This is a genomic window from Natronorubrum amylolyticum, assembly GCF_052040145.1.
Taxonomy (GTDB): Archaea; Halobacteriota; Halobacteria; order Halobacteriales; family Natrialbaceae; genus Natronorubrum.
In genome coordinates this window covers 51,430-72,764 of record NZ_JBPPFW010000002.1, presented here as the reverse complement: position 1 = coordinate 72,764, position 21,335 = coordinate 51,430, and the positions used below count along the sequence as shown (strand labels likewise).

Genomic DNA, 21,335 nt, shown 5'->3' with positions numbered 1-21,335 from the left:
TTCGAACGGCGCTTTCGGCCCTTTTACACCGAACCGATTCGATTATCGGCACTCCTCCTTGCCCGTAGCACGTCGGTGGGGGACGAAGACGTATGCGTCCGATCGACCTACTGGGCTCATGACTGAGCGAGGGGAGACGATCGAACCGTTTCCGTTACAGCGTCGAGGAACCGTCGACTACATGCGAATGGCTGGCCGGCGCAGCGTCGTGCACGGACTCGTCGAGTTCGACGTCACCGAGGCTAGACGACGTATTCGCGACCGAGCGGAGCGAACGGGAGACCGACGCTCGTTCACCGCGTTTCTCGTGTTCTGTCTCGCTCGAGCTATCGAGGAGCATCCACAGGTCCACGGCTATCGCGACTGGCGGGGTCGGGTCGTCCGGTTCGACGACGTCGACGTGAACGTGCTCGTAGAACGGCAGGGTGACGGGGAACGGATCGGCGTCCCGCACGTGATCAGAGCGGCCAACCGGCGCTCGCTCGAGTCGATTCACGACGAAATTCGGACGGCCCAGGAGAGGCCAGTGGAGCGCGGACGAATCGGGATAGCTTCTCTGGGGCTCCGGCTTCCCGGACCCGTTCGGCGGCTGTTGTGGCGGCTGCCACAGGTGTCGCCTCGGCGCTGGAAACGCGTGGCGGGCACCGTCGCCGTAACCTCTGTGGGAATGTTCGCCGCCGGCAGCGGCTGGGGGATCAGTCCGACGAACTATACGCTCCAGCTCACGGTCGGCGGGATCGATCTGAAACCGGGCATCGTCGACGGGGAGATAACGCCGCGGGAGTTCCTCAGCCTCACGGTGACGGTCGACCACGACGTCGTCGACGGCGCGCCCGCCGCTCGGTTCGTTCGGCGGTTGCAGGAACTGGTCGAAGCGGCACACGGGTTATAGGGGACTATAGACGCGGAGGTCGAACGTAGCGTTCGACCGTTGCGGGGGGTGACAGCGCGCAACCTGCACCGGCTCGTTCCGACTGACCCGAAACGACCGACTCACGGCACCGACTGTCGAGTCGCCTAAGTGCGTTCGACGGCTCTTCGGCAACATGACCGACCGACTGATGAAAGTCAACGCTTACACGACGCTCGACCTCGTCGACGCCGTCGCGAAGGGCCAGGAGTTCGAAACCGAGGCGTTCGCCGTCGCGAACGCGACCTCCGATAAGAAGGTCCCCGACTGCGTCCGACTGCAGTTCGAGCTCGACAACATGACCGAAGAACACCTTCCCGCGCACATGGAGGAACTCGAGTTGACCCCCGAGCAGGCCCGAGCGCTCGCGGCCGACCTCGAGAAACACGCAGACCGTGTTGAGGCAGCCGACGACGGGCAGTCGGACTGAGTCGAACACGTTCGTCAACGCCGTTCTTTCGGGCTGTTCGTCGGGGGGCAGCTCGGACACGTCTCGTTCGTCGCCCTGCTCAACTCGCTGCAGGGCTGTGAGTCGCCCACTCGAGTCACTCCCTCGGACACGGTGTCAACGGCGATAGCAAATACGCCGGCGTTCTGAACGAACTGTTCGACACCGACAGCGAGGCCGCCGACGGCAGACTTGACACCGAGCGGTTCGGCTGGCTGCTCACACTGATCGCAGCCGTAACCGCAGTCGCGTTGCTGGCCCCGTGGCGCAAATCGTTTCCAGCGAAACCGCGACCCGTCTGTCGTTTCAGCAGCAAACCGCTACAGTAGACCGTTTCAGGAGAGAAACAGCGGTTGTGTGCAGCTCACCGCGCCACCCGGACCGGACGCCTCAGCGCGAACGTACGTGCTCGACACGTCTCTCAGCGGGAGGGTGGTTCCGGTGGCAATCGGTTCGCCGTCACCGATCCACTGCACCGACGTCGCCTCCGACGACGCGATGCGAGCGCGAACGTCGTTGACGGTGATCGAGTCGATTGCCGGGGCGATACTGTCTCCGTTGTACTGAACGTAACTTCGGCCGGCCCGCAACGCGTCGATGACGCCCGCCGGCGATCGCTCCTCGAGCAACAGTACGGTTCGAGAGCGATCGAATCGCTCGTTTTCCGGCGACCGCGGTCTGGCGTGGTAATCGTCGTTTGCGAACGCCCAAATCGGTCGTTGGGATCCGAACTCGACGAGTAGCTCGTCCCAGATGTCCCGGCAGCCGGGATACCGGTCCCGCGCGTTGAACGCCTCGACGCCGAGCACGGTGTCGACCCGTTCGAACAGTTCCACGTAGGCTTCGAGGCCTTCGGGCTGGGGGTATCGCCCCGGGTGTGGGAGAAACGAGACGCCACCACGCTCGTCGATTTCGGCGGCGACTTGCAGAAGGGATTGTCCACGACCGTGTCCGAGATCGTTGTCGAGACTCACGATGTCGTGGCGCTCGTCGATACCCTCGACGGTTCCGCGAAGCTCGGCACCCTGTATCGGAATCACGTCGCCTGCCCCTCCGTGTCGCTCCCACTGCGACCACGGCCAGCTGGTCACGTCGAGCTCCTCGAAGAAGGGCTCGCCTTTGTGCTTGGTTCCGTCGACGTAGTACTCGTGTTCGGTCACGGCGAGGGCACTGTAGCCGGCGAACTGGTATTTGTCGATGAGATGGCCGGGAGAGGGTCGCTCTCGGTCCCCGCCGTCGGCTATCTCGCCGGCTGGGTCGTGAGTGGCAGACTCCGGATCGATGCAGTTTCGCGGCTCGTGGAGGTGAAACTGAGAGAGACACTGGTCGGTGGTCTCCCAGTCGACAGCAGCGTAGGGGTTCAGTGTGACGGGCGATGAGCCGGCTCGTGAGCGGGTATCTTTCATTTTCTGTGTGGGTTGTGGGGGACGATATGGGGTGTCGAGGCCGGCCGCGCATCGACCCGGCGGTTGCAGTATGGATGTTCACCGGGTACGGATGACTCTCGGCGTTCGATCGTTCACGCTTTTTATGGTGGTGCGACATCGACAGCCAACGTTGACGGTCGGATCCGGCCGGGCTAACCGTGTCAGTTCGAACGTCTCTCGAGTGTTGTGGTCCACTCCAACCGGCGACGGGTCACCCGAGCGATCGACTACGGCCTTCGCCACACGTCTCACGAAACAACGGAGGCAGATAACGCTGTATATGAGGCACACAGAGGGATATATAGCGCTCTACTGCACTCCGGTAGCATCCGCTAGCGCGATAGTTCAACGGGCGGCGTGACTGTTGTGAGGAAACAATGGCTGACTTCTGTGTATCACGATCCGGGCGACCGCGATCCGTTTTGGGGTTGCTCCGGTCAGCTGTTACACCAGACCGTCTCAGTCCCGTATTCTCGATCGGATGCGATCGTAGGTTGCTCGGTCCACCCCGGCGAGTCCGAGTCGGTCGTCGTGGGCGTCACTCCCGCCCGTCGCCACCAGGTCGTGGTCGTTGATCGCCGCCACGACAGACGCGACGTCGACGGCCCGGTCGTAGGGATAGGCGAGTTCGACGGCGTCGAGGTCCGCGGATAGCGCCAATGCACGCTCCGGGTCGGGGTACCGAAGCGGGTGTGCAAGTCCGACCAGCGCACAGGCCTCCGAGAGCACGCGCCGTCCGCGGTCGAATTCAGGAACCATCCGCTGGACGTGGCACGGACAGCCGTCTCCGATGAGTTCGTCTCTGGCCCGTCGGTAATCGTACGGCGCGTCGCTGCGGTCGATCGCGTGGGCGATGTGCGTCCGATGGATTCCAGGTTCGACGTCGACGGCTAATTCGACGCCGAGTCTGTCCTCGACGCGGGCCACAATCTGTCGCGCGCGCTCGACCCGGTTCGCTTGCACCGTCTCGAGGAGTTCCTGCAGACGATCCGATCGCCGAACGCCGTAGCCGAGCAGATCGACGCGCAGCTCTCCGGTCGTCACGCCCAGTTCGATGCCGTGAACGATCTCGATCCTGCCGCTTCTGGTCAGCGGGCGCTCCAGATCGGGATGGACCCGGTCGTGATCAGTGACTGCAACCGCCTCGATGCCGGCCCGCTCGGCGGCTTCGCGGAGCGTTGCAAGCGTTAGCGTTCCATCCGAGTTCGTCGTGTGTACGTGGAGATCTGCAACTACCATTCTTGCTGTCAATTGTCGGTATGCGATCGGCCGAGCCGACGTGCATCGTCCGCGGGTGACGTCCGTCTCCTGGTTGCCGTCGGCAGGCTTCGGAACTCGTCTCGAGTCAATTCGTCGCTCCCCACTCGGCGACTGCGGGCCGAATCAACCGCCACGGCTGGAGTCGACTCACCATGTCAGGCTGAAGGTGTCACGAGCGGCCCCAGTTCGGTCGTTACGTCGTCTATGATCTCCTCGATCGTCTGTTCCATATTTTCGTTGGTGATAATCGTCGCTCCGTTCCGCTTTCCTTGCTCGACGATGTACTCCTGAAGCGTTCGGATGTCCTCGATGTTCTTGAGGTAGCGTTCGGCGTTCCTGTTGCTCGTATTCGCTCTGGTCTGGAACCGCCTGGCGTGTTCCGCTTTGTCCGGCACCTCCAGAACGTACCGAAACGTATGACAATCGTCCCGATCCCTCATCCCCAGATAGCCTGGCACGACGTGGACGCCGTCGACGATCGAGTTCACGCCCTCTTCGACGCCTCTGTCGATGACCGGCTTGACCCCTGTACTGACGACGTTGACCTGCTGATTGAACCCGTAGATGAGGGAGTCGTCCACCAGGTCGGCTTTCACCGTTTGGTCGGCATTGAAACTGGACTGGTGTAGGGACGGAACCAGTTCCGTCGACACCATACTTCGCATGATCTCGCGGACAGTGTCGGTTTCGATGATCCTGTTGATGTCGAGTCGGTGAGCGAGTTCGACGGAGAGCGTCGACTTGCCGATCCCTGCGGTGCCGCCCAGCAGGATAAACAGCGGCTTCTCCAGCCTCGACAGCTGTCTGGTTACCCTGTGAATTTTCTCCTCTCTTTGCAATCCTCTCTCTCGCAGCTTCCGTTGCACTCGCTGTTGGAGCTCCCTCGAGTGGACGACCTCGACCCGGTCGAGTTCACGATCGATCTCCCTGACGATCTCGTATCGTTCCTCCAGCGGTAATCCGGTGATCGCCAGCGAGGTGGCAAGCAGCCCCTTCGAGAACGGATGCGTGTTCCCGTCTTTGAGTACGTCAGTCATTCGTTCGAGCTATGGCCGGCAAGCGTTCGTTCACAGAGCGATATCACCCCCGCATCCAGGCTGTCGACGCTCCCACGGATCGGCGTCGCCTCGTTGTGCATGAACACGATCTCCAGCCCGTTTTCCTTCGCGTATCGTCCGGCGACGTCGATCGAGGCAGCTTTGATCTCCGTGAGCAACACGTCGGCGTCACCCATCCCGTCGTCCAGGTCACTCCGGAGTTTGGGCCGGTTCGAGAGGTTGGTACTGAGGCCGACGACGTCGCAGCCGTGTTCCTCCTCGAGAGCCGTTTCGATAGTAGATGCGACCGACTCCGGCGCGGTCGTGGCGACGAAGACCGATCGCCCAGCGATATCTTCGCCAGGGACCGGTCGGAACGTCGTCAGTAGATACTCGAGATCCGGAGCGAGACTAGTGATCCCCTCCTCGATTCGTCGTACCTTCTCCTCGCTTGCAAGCGGTTCTTCACACATCGTCACCACCGCCATATCTGACGTTTGCACGCGATACTGTCCGAAGTACTGTAGAATGTGTTCGAGCGGCTGGGCCGCTCCGATGAGGGCGATCCTCGCGTCCGTCTCGACCGGGGGGATCGTCGCACCCGATCCTTCCATGATGACGAAGCCGTCGGCGAGGTCGACCGTCCGCTCGGCTCCGGCAACCACGTTCGAGGCGACGGGATTTCCCGCCATTCCGCCACCACATCGCCTGCAGCCGACGGTGGGCACGTCGGCGAGCAGCGCGTCCTCCAGGTAGTCCGACGCGGCGTGTTCCCCGCGTTCTGCCAGTTCGATGAGCGCATCCGCGTCGATCGTTCGCTCGCTCGTGTCGACGACGACCGGGTCGGGCGGCCCACCACGGCCCATGCAAACGATCGTCGGATCGTATCCCTCCTCGTCCATCGTCCGGGCAATCGAAACGCTCACGGCGGTCTTCCCGATCCGTTTTCCCGTCCCGATAATCGAGATACTTGGTTGTTCTAGCACGTCGTTCGCCTCGGGGCTCTCGAAAACGAAATCCGCACCGATGTAGTCGACCCCGTGAGTCAGGATCGTCGATGCGATCTCGAATCGATCCTCGTAGGTTACGACCGGTTCGTCCGACAGGTCGACGACGAGCGACGGGTTCTGTTCGACAATCGCCCGTTCGATCGCGTCGAGAACGTCACCGTCCGGAGTATAGATTTCGGCGGCAGTTCCGGTCGCTGCTAACGCCTCCGTCGGGTCTTCGATCTTTTCGGTCCCACCCAGAAAGACGAGTCCGGAGACAACCGCGTCGTTCGCTTCGAGCGCCTCGAGTGTTGCCGTCGTTACCGGCGGATAGTGCTCCCCGTCGACCAGGCAGACGACGTCGTCCCCATCGAATCGATCGAGAGCCGCGTCGGACAGGTGAAGGGGCATCTTCGTGTTAGTTGATGTCTCGCTCATGAACTTCGGTACCATTCCACCCCACCCTTGTCGAGAAAAAACACTAGCCATGCTATAACACCGCCTAGAGGTGTAGCGGTGACATTCCCGCAGCGAAGATCGTACCCTCGAGACGCGATTCGTTCGCGCGAACCGACCGCGTCTCGGACCGGTACGATCGACAGCCCCTCAAGATAACGACGCTAAGCCCGGTTCGATAGCTGCTTCCGCGCCGGGCTGTGGCTCACCGGCCAGTCACTCCTCGGCGATCCGACTCCCACCCGGCGGCATGAAGTGTTGAATGCGGTCCGGGCTGGCGATTTTCCGGACGAACGACTCGTCCTCGAACTGCTCGCGGAACCGTCGATAGAGCCGTTTGGCCGCGTCGGCCTGCGCGTAGCGACCGGGCTCGAGTTCGATCGTCGTCGCCGCCTGATCGACAACGGCCGAGGGCGGCCCGCCGATGACGCGGGTGTACGGTTCACACTGGATGCCGACCGCGACGCCGACCGGCGTATCGTCGTAGTAGGTTCGATCGCCGCGAATCGCGAAGCCGCCTTTCTCGAGGTACTCGCCGCTCTCGGGCGTCTTGGTGACCTGGTCGGAGTCCACGGCGTAGACGTCGCCCGCGTAGCGGCCGTCCTTCCAGACCGACGCGTAGGAGACGGCGAACTGGGCGGCCTCCTCGATGCTCGTCTCGGGCAGTTCGATATCCGAGGAGGACGCCTCGCTCGGATCGGTGGCTTTCAGGACGGTGACGGGGCCGCCGTGGGCCTGCGTGTGGAGGACTTTGTCTCCCGGCTCGAGGTACTTCTTGACGAGTTCCTCGTTCTGGTCGGCGTTGCGCCCGCCGATCACGAGGTAGCCGTCGCTGGTGTGGAACCAGCGGAACCGGTCGTACCAGGGCTCGTTCTCGCGGATCGGGACGGAGGGCATCGAGAGCCAGTCTCGATCCTCGCGCTCTGTCTCGTCCGCGTCGTCTCCTTCGTCCTCGCCGTCGTCGGCTTCCCACTGGTCGCGGCGGCGCTTGGCTTCCTCGAGGTCCTTCCGAGTGTTCTCGATGGCCGCGAGCGCCCCCTCCTTTTTTTCCTCGACGGCTTTGGCCTCGGTGTAGAGTCGGTCGGCGTTCTGCTCGACGCCCTGGGTGGTCTCGAGATCGATGTACTCGCCGTCGACCTCGACCGTCACGATTCCTTCACTGCCGTCGACGTCGATGACCGCCTCCGCGGCCTCGATCCCCTGCTCCGCGCCGGCCTCGAAGCGCTCCTCGATCTCGTCCCAGGGTCGATCCTGGGCGCGCGCCTCCTGAATCGTCGAGAGGATGTCGTCGACAAGGCCGTACTCGGCGTACAGCGACTCGGCCTGCTCGCGCAGCATGTCGGCCTCCTGCTCGAAGCCCTCGATCGCGCCCTGCTGTTGCTCGATGATGCGCTCCTGTTTGGCGATCTCCTCCTCGAAGTCGGGACGCTGGTCGGTCGGATCCGGCTCGCCTTCCTCCTCGAGTTCGAGTCGGAAGAAGTAGTCGTCGAGCGCGCTCAGGTAGGAGTCGTACGGCTCCGAGGGCAGTTCGACGTGTTCCTCGAGCGGGAACGGCGTCGCGTCGACGACGCGCTCCGGACTCGAGTCGCCGCCGTCCCCGTCGTTCTCCTCGCCGTCCTCGCTGCCGTCGTCGTCCTCGCTCTCGTCCGCGAAGTAGAGTCGCGGATCGAAGTTACTGTTTCGCAGATCGAGCGCCAGCCGTTCGATCGCCTCGTAGAGTCGATCGTAGACGTCCTCGCCGGCGTCGCTGATGTCCATCGCCTTCTCGACGCCGGCGCGGGTACAGATCTCCTCGGCGTAGAGGCCGCCGAAGTTGAGCTGGGTCGCAAGCGTACGGACGACGTCGGTGTCCGACTCTTCCATCTCGTAGTCGAAGGCCTCACGGGAGACCGTCAGCGGGTTCGTTCGGCTGTCGGGGAACTCGTAACGCGAGCCCGGGACGACCGTCCTCGACTTCAGACGAACGGTCTCGAGGCAGTCGATCACCTCGTACTCGCCGTCGGTGACGGCGACGTTCCCCTGTCCGAACAGCTCGACGATGATTCGGGTGGTGCCGTCCTCGCGCTCGAACGTGAACTCGAGGATGCGGTCGAACTCGAACTGCTCGACGCCGGCGAAGTCGGCACCCGACAGGCGATTCCGGAGCATCATCGCGAACTGCGGCGGTCGGCCCGGGGCGTCCGGCACGCGCTCGGGGGCGACCGTGTGGGCGCGTTTGACCTCGCCCACCTCGATGATGAGTTCGAGCCGGCCGCGATCGAAGTCCCGCATCTTGAGTCGGACGAGATCGTCGCCGTAAAGATAGGCCTTGTCGAGCTTCGCTCCCTCGTAGGCCCCGAGTTCCCCGACGAGGGCAGCGAGGTCGACGCTCGTAAGCTCCCGCTTTGGATCCATATCGTAACTGCCCGGCGCTGTCAAAAAGGCGTGTCGCTCCGTCGCGGCGACGGCAAGGGTGAGACGGGAACGACAGTCGGAAAGGCTAATCCGGACCGACCCCCTTCGTGACCGTATGAGCGACACTGTCGACGCCCGACGGAAGCGGGCCGGGTGGCGCATCCAGCAGCGCGAACAGGACAGCGGAGGTCGCCACCCATGAGCCAGCCAGACGACCGCCCGTGGAAGAGCGTCTCCCGGTTCCCCACGTTCGTCGACCACCTCGAGGACGAGGGCGCGTTCTCCGTCAGAGAGATCGTCGCGAACCTCGACGTCGACATCCCCGTCGACGGCATCGTCTACCACGACCGGGGCATCCGCGCACCGGGCTACGACGCGACGTTCATCCACGAGCCGTCCCGAAGTCGACCCGCGTTCAGCGTCGAAGTCGATACGGTCGGCCCGCGAAACACCTGGGCGGTGTTCGACGCCCAGCTCGGCTGGGATCTCTACCTCCTGCAGGCCGACGGCGTGGCGGCGCTCGCCTGGGTGAGCGACGAGGAGTACAAGACCGAGGAGGCGACGATGTTCGAGACGAAACACGACGCGCTCGCCGCCGGCCGGTTCTCATTCGGCGTCTTCCTCTACTCGGGCAGCGACTGGGAGGAGCGCGTCGACCGCATCGAGCGAACCGACGCGCCGGCGTATCTCAAGCGCGACGACGGCACGCCGGTGATCCCGCAGAACCCCTCGGAGTTCTACGACTACATCGGCTCGAGCGCGACCGAGTTGCGCCAGAGTGGCGGTAACGCACCGCCGTATCTCGGAATCCTCGAGGTCGAGGTCACGATCGACTAGAACCGAACTTTTTCCGCCTCGGGTTCGCTCGCGATGCTCGCTCGCCACTCGTCTGCTCACGGGCGCGAAGCGCCCGTTCGCATGGCCCGCGGGACCAAAGGTCCCGCGCTGGCGCAAGAACTTCGATGAAAAACGGCCGACGGCTCGGCCTCCGGCCTCGCGTCGGTGAACCGCGCTCACTTCGTTCGCACGGATGCTTGGCAGTTGAATCACTACTTCTCTACTGAACGGCTCCCGACACGGGCGATTCGGAAGCGACGCTTGCGGTCGTCACCAACGTTTCATGCGACACGGACCGTCCACCGTCTCGAAGCGATCGACGCCAAGTACGCGATCCAGTTCGCGGAGGTCTTCGCAGGCGGCCGTCACGCTCTCGGTCGCGTCACCGACGTGGAGCGTCAGCCGAGAGTCGGTCGTGACCGCCAGTTCATCGTCGCCCACGTCGACCTCGCCGCTCAGTCGTCGTACGCCGCGTCGAAGAACGCGACCTCGAGGTCGACCGTTCGCCGGAACAGCGACTCGACTCGAGTCTGTCGCCGCGGCGATAGCTCGGGGCCGACGGCGTCGAGTTGGCCGCGGAGCCAGTCGACGAACTCGCGAAAGCCCGCGATCGCGTGGAGGTCGATCCACTCGGCGTAGTAGAACGGCAGGTCGGCGCCCGCGGTCGGCGGGCCGTCGGCGTCGGGGTCCGCGTACGTCCCGACGGCGGCGACGGCCCAGCGCTCGTAGATCCACTCGGCGGGAACCAGTACAGCGAGCGTCTCCGCGTAGCCGCCCTCGCGGGACGCCCGGCCGAGCAGATCGATAAACGCCGCAGTGGGTTCGGCCAGTTCCGGATCGGTTCGGCGCGAGTCGGGCACCTCGAGCGCGTCGAACGAGCGCACGAAGTAGTCGTCCTCGTCGTCGGTGATCGTGTCGAGGAACTCGACGAGCGGTCGTTTCGCAGCCATATCAGGGGCCTGCCCGACCGCGCGGCCGAAGACGCTGACGAGGTCGTTGACGAACGCGTAGTCCTGGACGAGGTAGTCGGCGAAGGCGTCCGTCGACAGCGTCCCGGCACCGAGTTCGTCCGTGAACGGGTGTTCGACCGCATCGGTCCAAGCAGGTTCCGAACGCTCGCGGAGCCAGTCGGTGAACCTGGGCTCGTCGTCGGTTCCGTCGGCGCTGGCTGCGTACTCCGCGTACGTCTCGAACGATACAGTCATAGCTCCCACCCCTCGAGCGTGTACGCCATCTCCCAGAACCGGTACTCGAGTTTGGCGCTCGTCAGAAACGCCTCGCGCATGGCGTCGTGCTCGCCGGGGTAGGCCTCGCCGCAGTGATCGACGAACTCCCGACACCATGCGGTGGCCTCGCGGAACTCCTCGCCCGTGTACAGCTCGATGAACGGCGTGTACTGGTGCTCTTCGTCGGCCAGATCCGCCATGTGCTCGGCGACGTCGAGGTAGCCCTGCATGCAGGGGAAAAGCGCCGCCGCGATTTCGGCGATCGACCCCTCGTAGGCCGTTCGCACGAGAAAACTCGTGTAGGCGACGCAGGTCGGCGCTTTCTGGACGGACTCGAGTTCTGCCTGTTCGATCCCGTAGTCTGCCGCAAACTCCCGGTGGAGGTCCATCTCGTGGTCGAGTACGTCGTGGGCGACTCCCAGCAGATGGGTCATCGTTTCTTCGTCGCGAGCTTTCGAGCCCGCGATCGAGAACAGCCGCGCGTAGTCGAGCAGGTAGCGATAGTCCTGTTTCACCCAGTGGCGAAAGGCCGCCTCATCTAACGTTCCCGCCGCGAGTTCGCGAACGAACGGGTGGTCTTTCTGTGCCGCCCAGATGTGGGCACCGTCTTCTAGCAATTGGTCGCTGAATCCCATTTCGACTCGAGACTGAAGACCGCCAGCGTATTATAACGAACTAGTATAACCTGATGATCTCCCGGAAGGGCTCGACGCTGTCGGTCGCGACGGATGAAGGTTCGAGACCTCTACTCGTGCGAAACGTACCCGTATCTGGCTAGAAACTGCGTCAAGCGAGGACAAAAGCGCACGCCGTGATCGGTCGTTCGGTGGGGGCGAACGATTTGGGGAGCGATATCGGCGTGCTGAGAGGCAACTCGGTGTGCCGTTGTCGGTCTGGGGAGTCAGACAACGGTGCCGACGAACGTCGGCGTTCGATAAACGGTCGTCGAAGGCCATAAATTTTCCCATTCCGATCAGAAATTAACCGGCGAGAACAGAACGATTTAGTGCTTTCACCCCGGTGAACGACGCCGTCCGCCGAGAATTCCGGTGCGGAATGAGCACGATCCCGAAACGCGTTTGCGAAGCGTGAGAGCCGGTCAGAGCCGTTTGCTGACGTACGGTCCGTCCTGGTGGTAGCCGAGTTTGTTCCGGTAGTACTCCCGCGCGCCGATGCCGGAGATGACGCTGACCTTGTCGTAACCGGCGTCTGCGGCGAGCTCCTCGGCGTGGGCCATCAGTCGGCGGCCGTAGCCTTTGTGCTGGTGCTGGTCCGTCTCCCCCTCCTCGCCCATGGCGACCTCGGTACCGTAGACGTGGAGTTCGCGGACGAGCGCGGTGTTCTCGAGTTCCGGCCGCACCGGATCGTTCGGGAACCGCAGCCGGCAGAAGCCGATCAGCAGGTCCTGCTCGAAGTCCTCGAACGAGATGAAGTGCTCCGTGCCGCCGCAGGCGTCGTAGGTCAGCACGTCGAGTTCGATCTCGTCGGGTTCTTCGTCGTTCATTCCGGCCTCGCGACAGCGGATGCACTCGCACGACCAGCCGTGTTCGTCCATGCGCTGTCGGGCGAGCTGTCGAAGGTTGGACTTCCAGACGCCGGCGTCGATGTAGTCCGCCGGAATGTCCCGCTGGACGCGCTGGAGGCGCGTGTACCGCGGGATCATGTCCTTGATCTCGGCGACGAGGTCGGCGGCCTCCTCGTTGTCGAGGGGGTCGTACTCGCCTTTGTGCCACCAGTCGTAGGTCGCCGTCCCGCGGACGATGAGCGTCGGATAGATCTTCAGGAAGTCGGGCTTCCACTGTTCCTGCTCGAAGATCCGCCGGAAGTCCTCGAGACACATCTCCTTGCTCATTCCGGGCTGGCCGGGCATCATGTGGAAACCGACCTTGAACGCCGAATCTCGGAGTCGCTGGTTGGCCTCGATCGACGCCTGCGCGCCGTGGCCGCGGTGCATCTCCCGGTTGATGCGCTCGTAGGTGGTCTGGACGCCGACCTCGACTTTCGTCCCGCCGAGGTCGAGCATGCGGTCGATCTGCTCCGGGTCGCACCAGTCGGGTTTGGTCTCGAACGTCGTCCCGATGTTGCGGATATCGTTCGTCTCGTTTTCGGCGATGACATCCTCGAGGTACTGCCACTCGTACTCCTCGGGGTCCTGTGCGAAGCTGACGCCTTCGGCGGGTTCGGGCTCCTTGTCGACGTCGAAGTCGTTCATCGCCTCGAGCGCGCGCTTGACGAACCACTCCTGGTAGTCGTGGCTCCGGGCGGTCATCGTTCCGCCCATCAGAATCAACTCCACTTTGTCGACGGGGTGGCCGATTTCGCGCAGTTGCTCGAGTCGCAGCGTGACCTGTCCGTAGGGATCATAGTCGTTCTGCACCCCGCGTGCGGCCGCCGGCTCGTCGCCCGTATAGCTCTGGGAACTCGAGAACTCCGAGTCCGGGCCGCCGGGACAGTAGAGACACTTCCCGTGGGGACAACGCTCGGGCGAAGTCATGATCGCGACGGGCGAGACGCCGGAGGCCGTCCGGACCGGCTTGCGCTGGAGGACGGCCTCGAGCTCCTCGCGGCGCTCCTGAGGCGCGTAGTCGAGAATCTCGGAGTTCTTGGGCACCTTCGGTGCCGAGAACTCGGAGCAGGTCTCGAGTTTGGCTGTTTCGACCTCGTCGCGTTCGATCTCGCCCGCGAGGATCCGGTCGACGAGCGTCGCACAGACCTGCTCGAAGGCGTCGGTCTCGGTCGGATCGGAGTCGGGCGTCTCGGTACTCACTACACGGATTTGGACGGTCGCGGCGAATAAGCGTGTCGGAGTCGGGACCCCCATTCGACGGTCTCGGCGGTTCGAACGGGACCCGTTGCGACTCCGGCGGAATCGGACGGACAGCAATCGGGACTGCACGCCTGGCGGGATCAGACGAATCAGCGACCGTGACTGCGTGCCCGATATGAGACCGGTGGTGACCCAGTTCAGCCTGAACGACAATGCGTACGGTTTTTTCGCCCCGCTTCCCTACGTCCGCACGATGCACGAGGTCGAGGTTTCGTCCGTCGTTCTCCCCGCCGCGCGGGAGTTGCTGGAACAGCTGTCGCCGCGGGCGATTCTCGAGTCCGCCGAAATCTACGAGATCCACGAGACGAACGCCGACGGGACGGAATTTACGGTCTCAGTGGAAGGAAACGAGATGACAATCGCGTTCACCGAACTCGAGGACGGCTACGAGTACACGTTCGTCGACGGCGGGGGAACGTTCGAAGAGCGATACTCGCGGCTCACCGTCGAGGGCGGAGCGGAAACGCGCGTCACGGCGGTGACGCGCTACTCCTTCGATTCGCGGTGGTCGTTCGTCCTGAACCGCCTCGGCGCCGGCACGGTCACCACCGAACTCGAGACGACCATCTACAATCTCGTCCAGCGGACGTACGCGGACGAATCGGATGCGGAACCGCACGACGCATAGCTGGGCGATCGGCAGCGCCCGGGATCAACCAGGATCGACCAAGACCAACTAGACCGACCGGAACCGACCTCAAACCGTCGTAAACTCGGACAGCGCTCCCGAGTCGTCGAACGCGTAGATCTGCAACGGCTCGTCGCCCGGCGCCCCCATTCCCGGCGAGTGCTGGGGCATCCCCGGTGCAGCGATTCCGTCGACGTCGGGTTCGTCCTCGAACAGTTCCTCGACCGCCTCGAGCGGGACGTGTCCCTCCACGAGGTAGTCGCCGACCTCGAGGGTGTGACAGCTCTCCGCGTCGGCCGGCACGCCGAGATCGCGTTTCACCGCCTCGAGATCGTCCGTTGCCTCGACCCGGACGTCGATGCCGTTCGTCTCGAGGTAGTCGACGTACTCCGAGCAGCAGCCACACGAGGGGTCGTGGTGCTGGACGACGCGCTCGACGGGGAGCGAGCCGGACCAGTTCCAGTCGTCGACGTCGCTCGAGCCGCCGAGATCGAAGCAGCCGCTCAGTCCGACGACCGCGAGTGATGCGCCTGCGGTACAGAGTCCCCGCCGCGTGATCGGCATGGATGGACCTACTGACTCGAGCGTAATAGCGTCCGCGGGAACACTTCCGCCCGGCCCGACGTTCTCGAGCCGTCGTAACGCGTCGGTTCGAGCGAACGGGGTGGGTCTCGGCGGAGTGGCGAGCATTCCGGCCGAATCGTTAAGCCGCCCCTGCTGGTACGCACATCGGATCGAATGTCTCCGGAGCTGTCGATCGTCCTCCTGGCGGTGGCGTTGCCGTTCGCAGTCGCAGGTGTGACGCCATTGCTGTTCCGGGTCCTCGGCGAGAAGACGGGATACGCCGGATCGGTGACGGCACTGGCCTGTTTCGGACTGCTCGCCAGTCAGTACGGCGCCGAGGGGACGGTCGCCCTCGAGTGGATCCCATCGCTCGAGATCGCGCTGCGGTTCACCGTCGATAGCTGGGCGCTGCTGTTCGCCCTGCTCGCGAGCGGCATCGGCGCGCTCGTCTTTCTGTACTCGACGGCGTACATGCACGGCGAGTCCGGACTCGTCAGGTACTACGCCGCCCTGCTCGCCTTCATGGGATCGATCATCGGCGTCGCGCTGGCCGCCGACTTGCTCTCGATCTTCCTCTTCTGGGAGCTCACCAGCCTCTGTTCGTTCGTCCTGATCGGCCACTACACGGCCGACGACTCCTCGCAGTACGCGGCCCGGATGGCCATGTTCGTGACCGTCGGCGGCGGGCTCTTCTTGCTCGTCGGCTTTCTCCTCCTGGCGCTGGTCGCGGGCGACGCCCTCGGCCCCGCGGCGGCGTTCGACCTCGCCGCGATGCTCGAGAACCCCGACGAGATGCAGTCCGCACTCCGCGAAGAGGGTCTGTTCCTACCGGTACTCGGGCTGATCGCGATCGGCGCGGGGGCCAAATCCGCGCAGGTCCCGCTGCACTTCTGGCTCCCCAATGCGATGGCCGCGCCGACGCCGGTCTCGGCATTCCTTCACTCCGCGACGATGGTCAAAGTCGGCGTCTACTTCATCGGTCGGGTTCGCCCGCTGCTCTCGAGCCTCGAGTGGCTCCTCCTCTTTGCCACCCTCGGGCTGACGACGATGACCGTCTGTGCGATCCTCGCGGTCGCCTCGACGGATATCAAGGAACTGCTGGCGTACTCGACGGCCAGCCACCTCGGGCTCATCACGGCCGGCTTCGGCTTCACGTCGGTGCTCGGCGCAGAGACCGGCGTCTTCCACCTGCTCAATCACGCGCTGTTCAAGGCGGCCCTGTTCCTCGTCGCCGGTATCGTCGCCCACGAGGCGGGGACGCGACGACTCGAGGACCTGGGCGGTCTCCGTCACGACCTGCCGATCACGGCCGGTATCACGGTTATTGTCGCGCTCAGCATGGCTGGCATTCCGCCGTTCAGCGGCTTCTATTCGAAGGAGCTACTCTTCGAGGCGGCCGTCGAGGCGAGCCACGTCCACGACATCGGTCTGCTGGGCTGGCTCTACCCTGCCGTCGCCGTCTTCGGGAGCGTCTTCACCGTCCTCTACTCCCTGCGTTTCCTCTCGCTGTTCTTCGGCGGGCGTCCCGACGCGCTCGGGGACGTCCACCGACCCTCGATCGCGCTGCTTGTCCCCCCGGCACTGTTGGCCGCGCTCACGGCCGTCGTCAGCGTCGATCCCGAACTCGCGGTCCACGCGATCGTCCAGGGTGGCGTCGACGCGACCGCCGTCGAGACCCACGCGATGCACGTCGGGATTCCGACCTCTTACTCCCCCGCAGTGGGGATGAGCGTCGTCGCTATCGGGCTGGGGTTTCTCGCGTACCCGTTCTACGGTCGCATCCACGGCGGAATCCGTGCGATTCCGCGTTCAGTTCCGCCGACCAGCGCAAACTGGTGGTACGACGCATTCGTCGACACCCTCACGGACGGCGGCGCGCGGCTCGCAGCCCGGGTTCACAACGGACTGCTCAGGACGTACGCGAGCTGGACGCTCGCCGGGACCTGCGCCCTCGCGCTCGCGGGCTTCGCCGCGACGGGAACGATCGTTCCCGTGGAACTCGTCGACGTCGACGCCCCGCCCGTGATCGCGCTCGTCCTGCTCGTCGCGGTGATGGCCGGTATCGCCGTCGTCCTCTCGACCTCCCACATCGCCGGCATCCTCACGCTCTCGATCCTGGGATTCATGATCGCCATCTTCTACATCCTCGCGAGCGCCCCCGACCTCGCGTTGACCCAACTGGTCGTCGAGACGCTCATCCTCGTGATCTTCCTGCTCGTGATCGAAGAGATTCCCGAGTACTACGAGGTCGGCCTCGGCCGGGTCGCCCGCGACGCGGCGCTCTCCCTGGCCGTCGGCGCGACCGCCTTCGTCACTGTCCTCGTCACGACCGACGCGCGCCCGGAGGGGAGTACCGCCATCGCCCGCTACTACGCCGAGCGCGCCGTTCCAGAGGGTGGCGGCACCAACATCGTCAACGTAACACTCGTCGACTTCCGCGGCTTCGACACGCTCGGCGAACTCGTCGTGGTCGCGCTGGCGGCCATCTCGATTCTGACGCTGATCGTGATGCGCGAGGGGGGTGAGGAGGAGTGACGCGAACCGACACCCACGTTCGAGGTGAGCGCCGATGACGACCGTCATCATGCGCACGACCGCTCGAGCGGTCGTCCCGATCATCTTCGTCGTCGCGGCCTCCCTGTTCGTCGAGGGCCACAACCTCCCCGGCGGCGGCTTCATCGCCGGCGTGCTCACGACGACCGCGTTCGCGATCATCTACCTCGCCTTCGGGCTGGATTTCCTGGAGCGCGGGGTGCTCGGACGGGACGTCGAACCCGGAACGGAGCGTTCGCGGGATCGCGTCGTCGCCGCCTACCGGCGGCTGTTCGAGTACGGGCTAGCGATCGCCGTCCTCAGCGGGCTCGTCCCGATGCTGTTCGGGTACCCGTTCCTTTCGCAGTCGTACGTCGTTCTCGAGGGAGTCCCGATCTACGATCACGTCGAGATCGCAAGCGCGCTCGCGTTCGACTTCGGCGTCTTCTGCGTCGTCGTCGGCGGACTCTTGACGATCCTCTCGGTGGTGGGTGCCGAATGACCGCGTTCGTCGTCGCGCTCGTGGTCGGCGCGCTGTTCGCGCTCGGAACGTTCTTGCTTCTCAGGCGGGACCTGATCCGGGTCGTCTGGGGGCTGGCAATCATCAGCCAGGCGGCGAACGTCTACCTGCTGGCGATGGGCGGAATCGCGGAGGGAACCGCCGACACGGTTCCCGTGTTGGCCGGCCACGGCGAGCACGTCCCGGAGACGGCCGATCCGCTGGTACAGGCGCTCGTCCTGACGGCGATCGTCATCGGCTTCGGCATGACCGCGTTCGCGCTCGTGCTGTCGTATCGGGTCTACGAGGAACACGACACGCTGGATGTCTCCGCACTGGGTGATCGCGACTGATGACGGTTCCACTGGCCGCACCGCCGATCGGCACCGAATCGCAACTCGTGATCGCTCCGATGCTCGTCGTCCTCGTCACGGGCGTCGTCAGCCTGTTGGTCGGTCGGTGGCCGCGGGCGCAAATCGGCGTCAGTCTCGCGGGGGGCATCGCCTACGTGGTCGCCGTCGCGGCGATCGACTGGTACGTCGTCCTCGCACCGGACGCGCCGGGCATCGCGACCTACCAGGTCGGCGACTGGCCAGCACCGTTCGGCATCACGCTCGTCGCCGACGGCCTGTCGGCGTTCATGCTCACTATGGTGGCCGTCATCGGGATCGCTTCGCTGACCTTCTCGACCCGCGTCCTGCCCGAGATCGACCGCCGGAGCTACTACTTCCCGCTGTTTCACTTCCTCACGCTCGGCGTCACCGGCGCCTTCCTCACGGGCGACCTGTTCAACCTCTTCGTCTGGTTCGAAGTCATGTTGATGGCCAGCTACGTCTTCGTCGCCTACTACGGCGGCCCCCAGCACACCCGCGCCGCCTTCTGGTACGTCGCGCTCAACCTGCTCGCAAGCGCCGTCTTCCTGCTGGGCGTCGGCGGCATCTACGCGACGACGGGCACGCTCAACATGGCAGATCTGGCCCAGCGGCTCGCCGATCCCGCAGCGTACGGAATCGATCCCGGCCCGGTCGTCGGCCTGCTGGCCCTTCTCCTCTCGGTGTTCGCCATCAAAGCCGGCCTCGTCCCCTTCCAATTTTGGATTCCGACAGCCTACCGGGCCGCACCGCCACAGATCACCGCGCTGCTGGCCGGCGCGACCAAGAAGGTCGGCATCTACGCGATCATCCGGCTCTCCTTTACAGTCTTCGCCGGCGCGGAGGTCGGCGTCTCGCTCGAGGCGCCGATCGTCGGAACGCTCGTCGCCGGGGACTCCCCCGTTGCGTTCGTCGGGGCCGCGCTGTTCGTCATGGCCGCCGCCAGCATCCTCGTGGGCGGCATCGGCGCCGTCGGCCGCGACTCGATCGAGGGCGTACTGGCGTACTCGAGCATCGGGCAGGTCGGCTTCATCGCGCTGCCGGTCGCCATCGCGGCGACGACACAGAGCGCCGAGTTGCGCCACCTCGCCATCGTCGCGGCGCTGGTGTACGCGCTCAACCACACGCTGGCGAAGGGGCTGCTCTTTCTGGCGGTCGGCGCGGTCAGATCGTCGACGGGAACGAGCAAGTTAACCGACCTCGGCGGCCTCGCGGGGCGGTCGCCGCCGATGGGCGTCGCCTTCTTCGTCGGCTCGCTCGCGCTCGTCGGCATCCCGCCGCTGTCCGGCTTCTTCGGGAAGCTGTTCGTCTTCGACGCCGCGGCTCGAGCGGAGCTGCTCTCCGTCCTCGGCCTCCTGCTGGTCGGCTCGCTGCTGACCATCGCCTACGCGACACGAATGTGGAACCGAAGCTTCTGGGGCGCGCGAACGACCGCCGTCGAGAGCGCGACCGTCGACTCCGTCCAGGTCGGCGTCCTGCTCGCGCTCGCGGCGCTCATCGTCGCGGTCGGCGTCGGCTTCGAACTGGTCTACGAGTTCGCGGACGCCGCCGCGACGTCCGCGCTGGACGTAGAGGGGTACGTCGAGGCCGTCGATCCGGCCGACGCCGACGACCTGAGCGAACTGGACGACGCCGGCGAGGGTGCCAGCGGAGGTGACCACGAATGAAGGTTCGTACCTGGCCGGTTGCCGGCGTCACCTTCGCCGTACTGTGGCTTTTCGTTCGCGGCGTTTCCCTCACGCCGACGGCCCTGCTCGGCCAGTTCCTCTTCGGTCTGGTCGTCGGTCTCCCGACCGCGTACCTCTTCCGTCGACTGTACGCTGGGCGGATCGATCTCGGCCGCGGCATCCTCGCACTTCCCTACGCGGGCTGGTACGTCGCAACGTTCGTCTGGGAACTCGTCCGCGCGAATCTGGACGTGGTCTATCGGGTGCTCTCGCCGGGGATGCCGATCGAACCGGAGGTAATCTTGGTGCCGCTGCGCGTCGAGTCCGACATCGCGGTCACGCTCATCGCGAACAGCATTACGATCACCCCAGGCACGGTCACGCTGGACCACGATGCGGAGACGAACGCGCTCTACATTCACGCGATCGACGGCCGCGACCCGGAGGCGATCGTCGCCCCCATCTGGCGGTGGGAGGACGCCGCCCTCGAACTATTCGACGAGCGGATGTCGGCCGACGATCCGCCGCGGGGGATCGTGGTCTCCGGCGGGAAACGGAGTCAGCGCTACGGCGGGGACCCGCCGGGTGAGAACGATGAGTGAACTGGTCGGCCCGGACGTCCTCGACCTGACGGTTCGTGCAGCGCTGATTCTCGTCGGTCTGCTCTGCGTGTGCTGTAGTTACCGCGTCATCGCCGGACCGACGAATCCGGACCGCGTGGTCGCACTGGACGCCATCGCCACGAACGTCGTCGCCATCGCCGTCCTCTTCGCCATCCAGACCGGCCGCGGCCTGTTCGTCACGGTGAGCCTCGTGCTCGCGATCATCGGCTTCATCGCGACGGTCGCGGTCGCGAAGTTCGTCATCGAGGGGGAGGTCATATCATGATCCGAACCGCCGTCGTCGTCGCGCTGATCGTCGTCGGCTGTTTCTTCCTGACGGTCGGCACGATCGGCCTGCTGCGCCTGCCAAACGTCTACAACCGGATGCACGCGACGAGCAAGCCCACGACGCTCGGCACCGCCGCGATCTTCCTCGCTGGCTTCGTCCACTTTGGACCGGGAAACGAGGGTCTCACCTCGCTCATCGGGATCGTCTTCCTCTTTCTGACGGTTCCGACGGGCGCCCACATGATCGCCCGCTCGGCCGAACAAATCGGTATCCCGTTCCTCGGAAGCGTAACCTGGCCGGACGCGTCGCGGGTCGGAAGCGACCGGCACGACCGAGACGAGAACCGATCCGCAGAAGAGGGCGACGAGTAGG

At 64.8% G+C, this 21,335-nt stretch carries 21 protein-coding genes; 11 read left to right on the top strand and 10 right to left on the bottom strand.

The window, feature by feature from the left end; genetic code table 11:
• The first annotated feature begins 118 nt into the window (after positions 1–118).
• Positions 119–892, top strand: a complete 774-nt coding sequence (locus tag ACSFDB_RS06690; RefSeq protein ID WP_440770248.1) for a 2-oxo acid dehydrogenase subunit E2 — start codon at positions 119–121, stop codon at positions 890–892.
• Between the two features lie 154 nt (positions 893–1,046).
• Positions 1,047–1,340: a DUF6360 family protein gene (locus tag ACSFDB_RS06685; RefSeq protein WP_440764122.1), complete on the top strand. Its 294-nt coding sequence runs from the start codon at positions 1,047–1,049 to the stop codon at positions 1,338–1,340.
• 353 nt (positions 1,341–1,693) lie between these two features.
• Here ACSFDB_RS06685 and ACSFDB_RS06680 read toward each other — a convergent pair whose 3' ends face one another.
• The 5 genes from ACSFDB_RS06680 to rqcH form a co-directional block, all read right to left on the bottom strand.
• Positions 1,694–2,764, bottom strand: coding sequence for a CehA/McbA family metallohydrolase domain-containing protein (locus ACSFDB_RS06680; RefSeq protein ID WP_440770247.1), 1,071 nt, complete (start codon positions 2,762–2,764; stop codon positions 1,694–1,696).
• 480 nt (positions 2,765–3,244) lie between these two features.
• On the bottom strand, positions 3,245–4,024 hold the full coding sequence (locus ACSFDB_RS06675; RefSeq protein WP_440770246.1) for a PHP domain-containing protein: 780 nt from the start codon (positions 4,022–4,024) through the stop codon (positions 3,245–3,247).
• A gap of 176 nt (positions 4,025–4,200) precedes the next feature.
• On the bottom strand, positions 4,201–5,082 hold the full coding sequence (locus ACSFDB_RS06670) for an AAA family ATPase (RefSeq protein WP_440770245.1): 882 nt from the start codon (positions 5,080–5,082) through the stop codon (positions 4,201–4,203).
• Entirely contained in the window at positions 5,079–6,524 is a 1,446-nt protein-coding gene (locus ACSFDB_RS06665) for a cyclic 2,3-diphosphoglycerate synthetase (protein ID WP_440770244.1), read from the bottom strand. The genes ACSFDB_RS06670 and ACSFDB_RS06665 overlap by 4 nt, the downstream gene beginning before the upstream one ends.
• 219 nt (positions 6,525–6,743) lie before the next feature.
• Entirely contained in the window at positions 6,744–8,921 is a 2,178-nt protein-coding gene (gene rqcH, locus ACSFDB_RS06660; RefSeq protein ID WP_440770243.1) for a ribosome rescue protein RqcH, read from the bottom strand.
• Between the two features lie 198 nt (positions 8,922–9,119).
• Between rqcH and ACSFDB_RS06655 the strand changes: the two genes are divergently transcribed.
• Positions 9,120–9,758: a hypothetical protein gene (locus tag ACSFDB_RS06655; RefSeq protein WP_440770242.1), complete on the top strand. Its 639-nt coding sequence runs from the start codon at positions 9,120–9,122 to the stop codon at positions 9,756–9,758.
• A gap of 270 nt (positions 9,759–10,028) precedes the next feature.
• On the opposite strand, the gene ACSFDB_RS06650 is transcribed toward ACSFDB_RS06655, so the two are convergent.
• The 4 genes from ACSFDB_RS06650 to ACSFDB_RS06635 form a co-directional block, all read right to left on the bottom strand.
• Positions 10,029–10,199, bottom strand: a complete 171-nt coding sequence (locus ACSFDB_RS06650) for a hypothetical protein (protein WP_440770241.1) — start codon at positions 10,197–10,199, stop codon at positions 10,029–10,031.
• A gap of 14 nt (positions 10,200–10,213) precedes the next feature.
• Complete coding sequence (locus ACSFDB_RS06645) at positions 10,214–10,963, bottom strand: TenA family protein (protein ID WP_440770240.1); 750 nt, start codon at positions 10,961–10,963, stop codon at positions 10,214–10,216.
• The gene (gene tenA / locus ACSFDB_RS06640; RefSeq protein ID WP_440770239.1) at positions 10,960–11,619 is read right to left on the bottom strand and encodes a thiaminase II; all 660 of its coding nucleotides are present in this window, start codon (positions 11,617–11,619) and stop codon (positions 10,960–10,962) included. The genes ACSFDB_RS06645 and tenA overlap by 4 nt, the downstream gene beginning before the upstream one ends.
• Positions 11,620–12,083: 464 nt before the next feature.
• Positions 12,084–13,751, bottom strand: a complete 1,668-nt coding sequence (locus tag ACSFDB_RS06635; protein ID WP_440770238.1) for a tRNA uridine(34) 5-carboxymethylaminomethyl modification radical SAM/GNAT enzyme Elp3 — start codon at positions 13,749–13,751, stop codon at positions 12,084–12,086.
• Positions 13,752–14,004: 253 nt separating this feature from the next.
• Here ACSFDB_RS06635 and ACSFDB_RS06630 point away from each other — a divergent pair, with 253 nt between their 5' ends.
• Positions 14,005–14,439 carry a hypothetical protein gene (locus ACSFDB_RS06630; protein WP_440770237.1) on the top strand — a complete coding sequence of 145 codons (435 nt, stop codon included), beginning with the start codon at positions 14,005–14,007 and terminating at the stop codon, positions 14,437–14,439.
• 69 nt (positions 14,440–14,508) lie between these two features.
• Here ACSFDB_RS06630 and ACSFDB_RS06625 read toward each other — a convergent pair whose 3' ends face one another.
• Positions 14,509–15,003 (bottom strand): DUF411 domain-containing protein, encoded by a 495-nt coding sequence (locus ACSFDB_RS06625; protein WP_440770236.1) that lies wholly within the window; start codon positions 15,001–15,003, stop codon positions 14,509–14,511.
• Positions 15,004–15,177: 174 nt separating this feature from the next.
• On the opposite strand from ACSFDB_RS06625, the gene mbhE reads away from it, so the two are divergent.
• From mbhE to mnhG, 7 genes are read left to right on the top strand one after another with little or no spacing between them, the layout of a single operon-like run.
• Entirely contained in the window at positions 15,178–17,538 is a 2,361-nt protein-coding gene (gene mbhE, locus ACSFDB_RS06620) for a hydrogen gas-evolving membrane-bound hydrogenase subunit E (RefSeq protein ID WP_440770235.1), read from the top strand.
• Between the two features lie 34 nt (positions 17,539–17,572).
• Positions 17,573–18,037, top strand: a complete 465-nt coding sequence (locus tag ACSFDB_RS06615) for an MnhB domain-containing protein (protein WP_440770234.1) — start codon at positions 17,573–17,575, stop codon at positions 18,035–18,037.
• Complete coding sequence (locus ACSFDB_RS06610) at positions 18,034–18,387, top strand: sodium:proton antiporter (protein ID WP_440770233.1); 354 nt, start codon at positions 18,034–18,036, stop codon at positions 18,385–18,387. The genes ACSFDB_RS06615 and ACSFDB_RS06610 overlap by 4 nt, the downstream gene beginning before the upstream one ends.
• Complete coding sequence (locus tag ACSFDB_RS06605; protein WP_440770232.1) at positions 18,387–20,072, top strand: complex I subunit 5 family protein; 1,686 nt, start codon at positions 18,387–18,389, stop codon at positions 20,070–20,072. The genes ACSFDB_RS06610 and ACSFDB_RS06605 overlap by 1 nt, the downstream gene beginning before the upstream one ends.
• Positions 20,069–20,674 carry a Na+/H+ antiporter subunit E gene (locus ACSFDB_RS06600; RefSeq protein WP_440770231.1) on the top strand — a complete coding sequence of 202 codons (606 nt, stop codon included), beginning with the start codon at positions 20,069–20,071 and terminating at the stop codon, positions 20,672–20,674. Before ACSFDB_RS06605 ends, ACSFDB_RS06600 begins: the two co-directional genes overlap by 4 nt.
• Positions 20,667–20,960 carry a monovalent cation/H+ antiporter complex subunit F gene (locus ACSFDB_RS06595; RefSeq protein ID WP_440770230.1) on the top strand — a complete coding sequence of 98 codons (294 nt, stop codon included), beginning with the start codon at positions 20,667–20,669 and terminating at the stop codon, positions 20,958–20,960. Before ACSFDB_RS06600 ends, ACSFDB_RS06595 begins: the two co-directional genes overlap by 8 nt.
• Complete coding sequence (gene mnhG, locus ACSFDB_RS06590) at positions 20,957–21,334, top strand: monovalent cation/H(+) antiporter subunit G (protein WP_440770229.1); 378 nt, start codon at positions 20,957–20,959, stop codon at positions 21,332–21,334. The genes ACSFDB_RS06595 and mnhG overlap by 4 nt, the downstream gene beginning before the upstream one ends.
• Position 21,335: the final 1 nt, after the last annotated feature.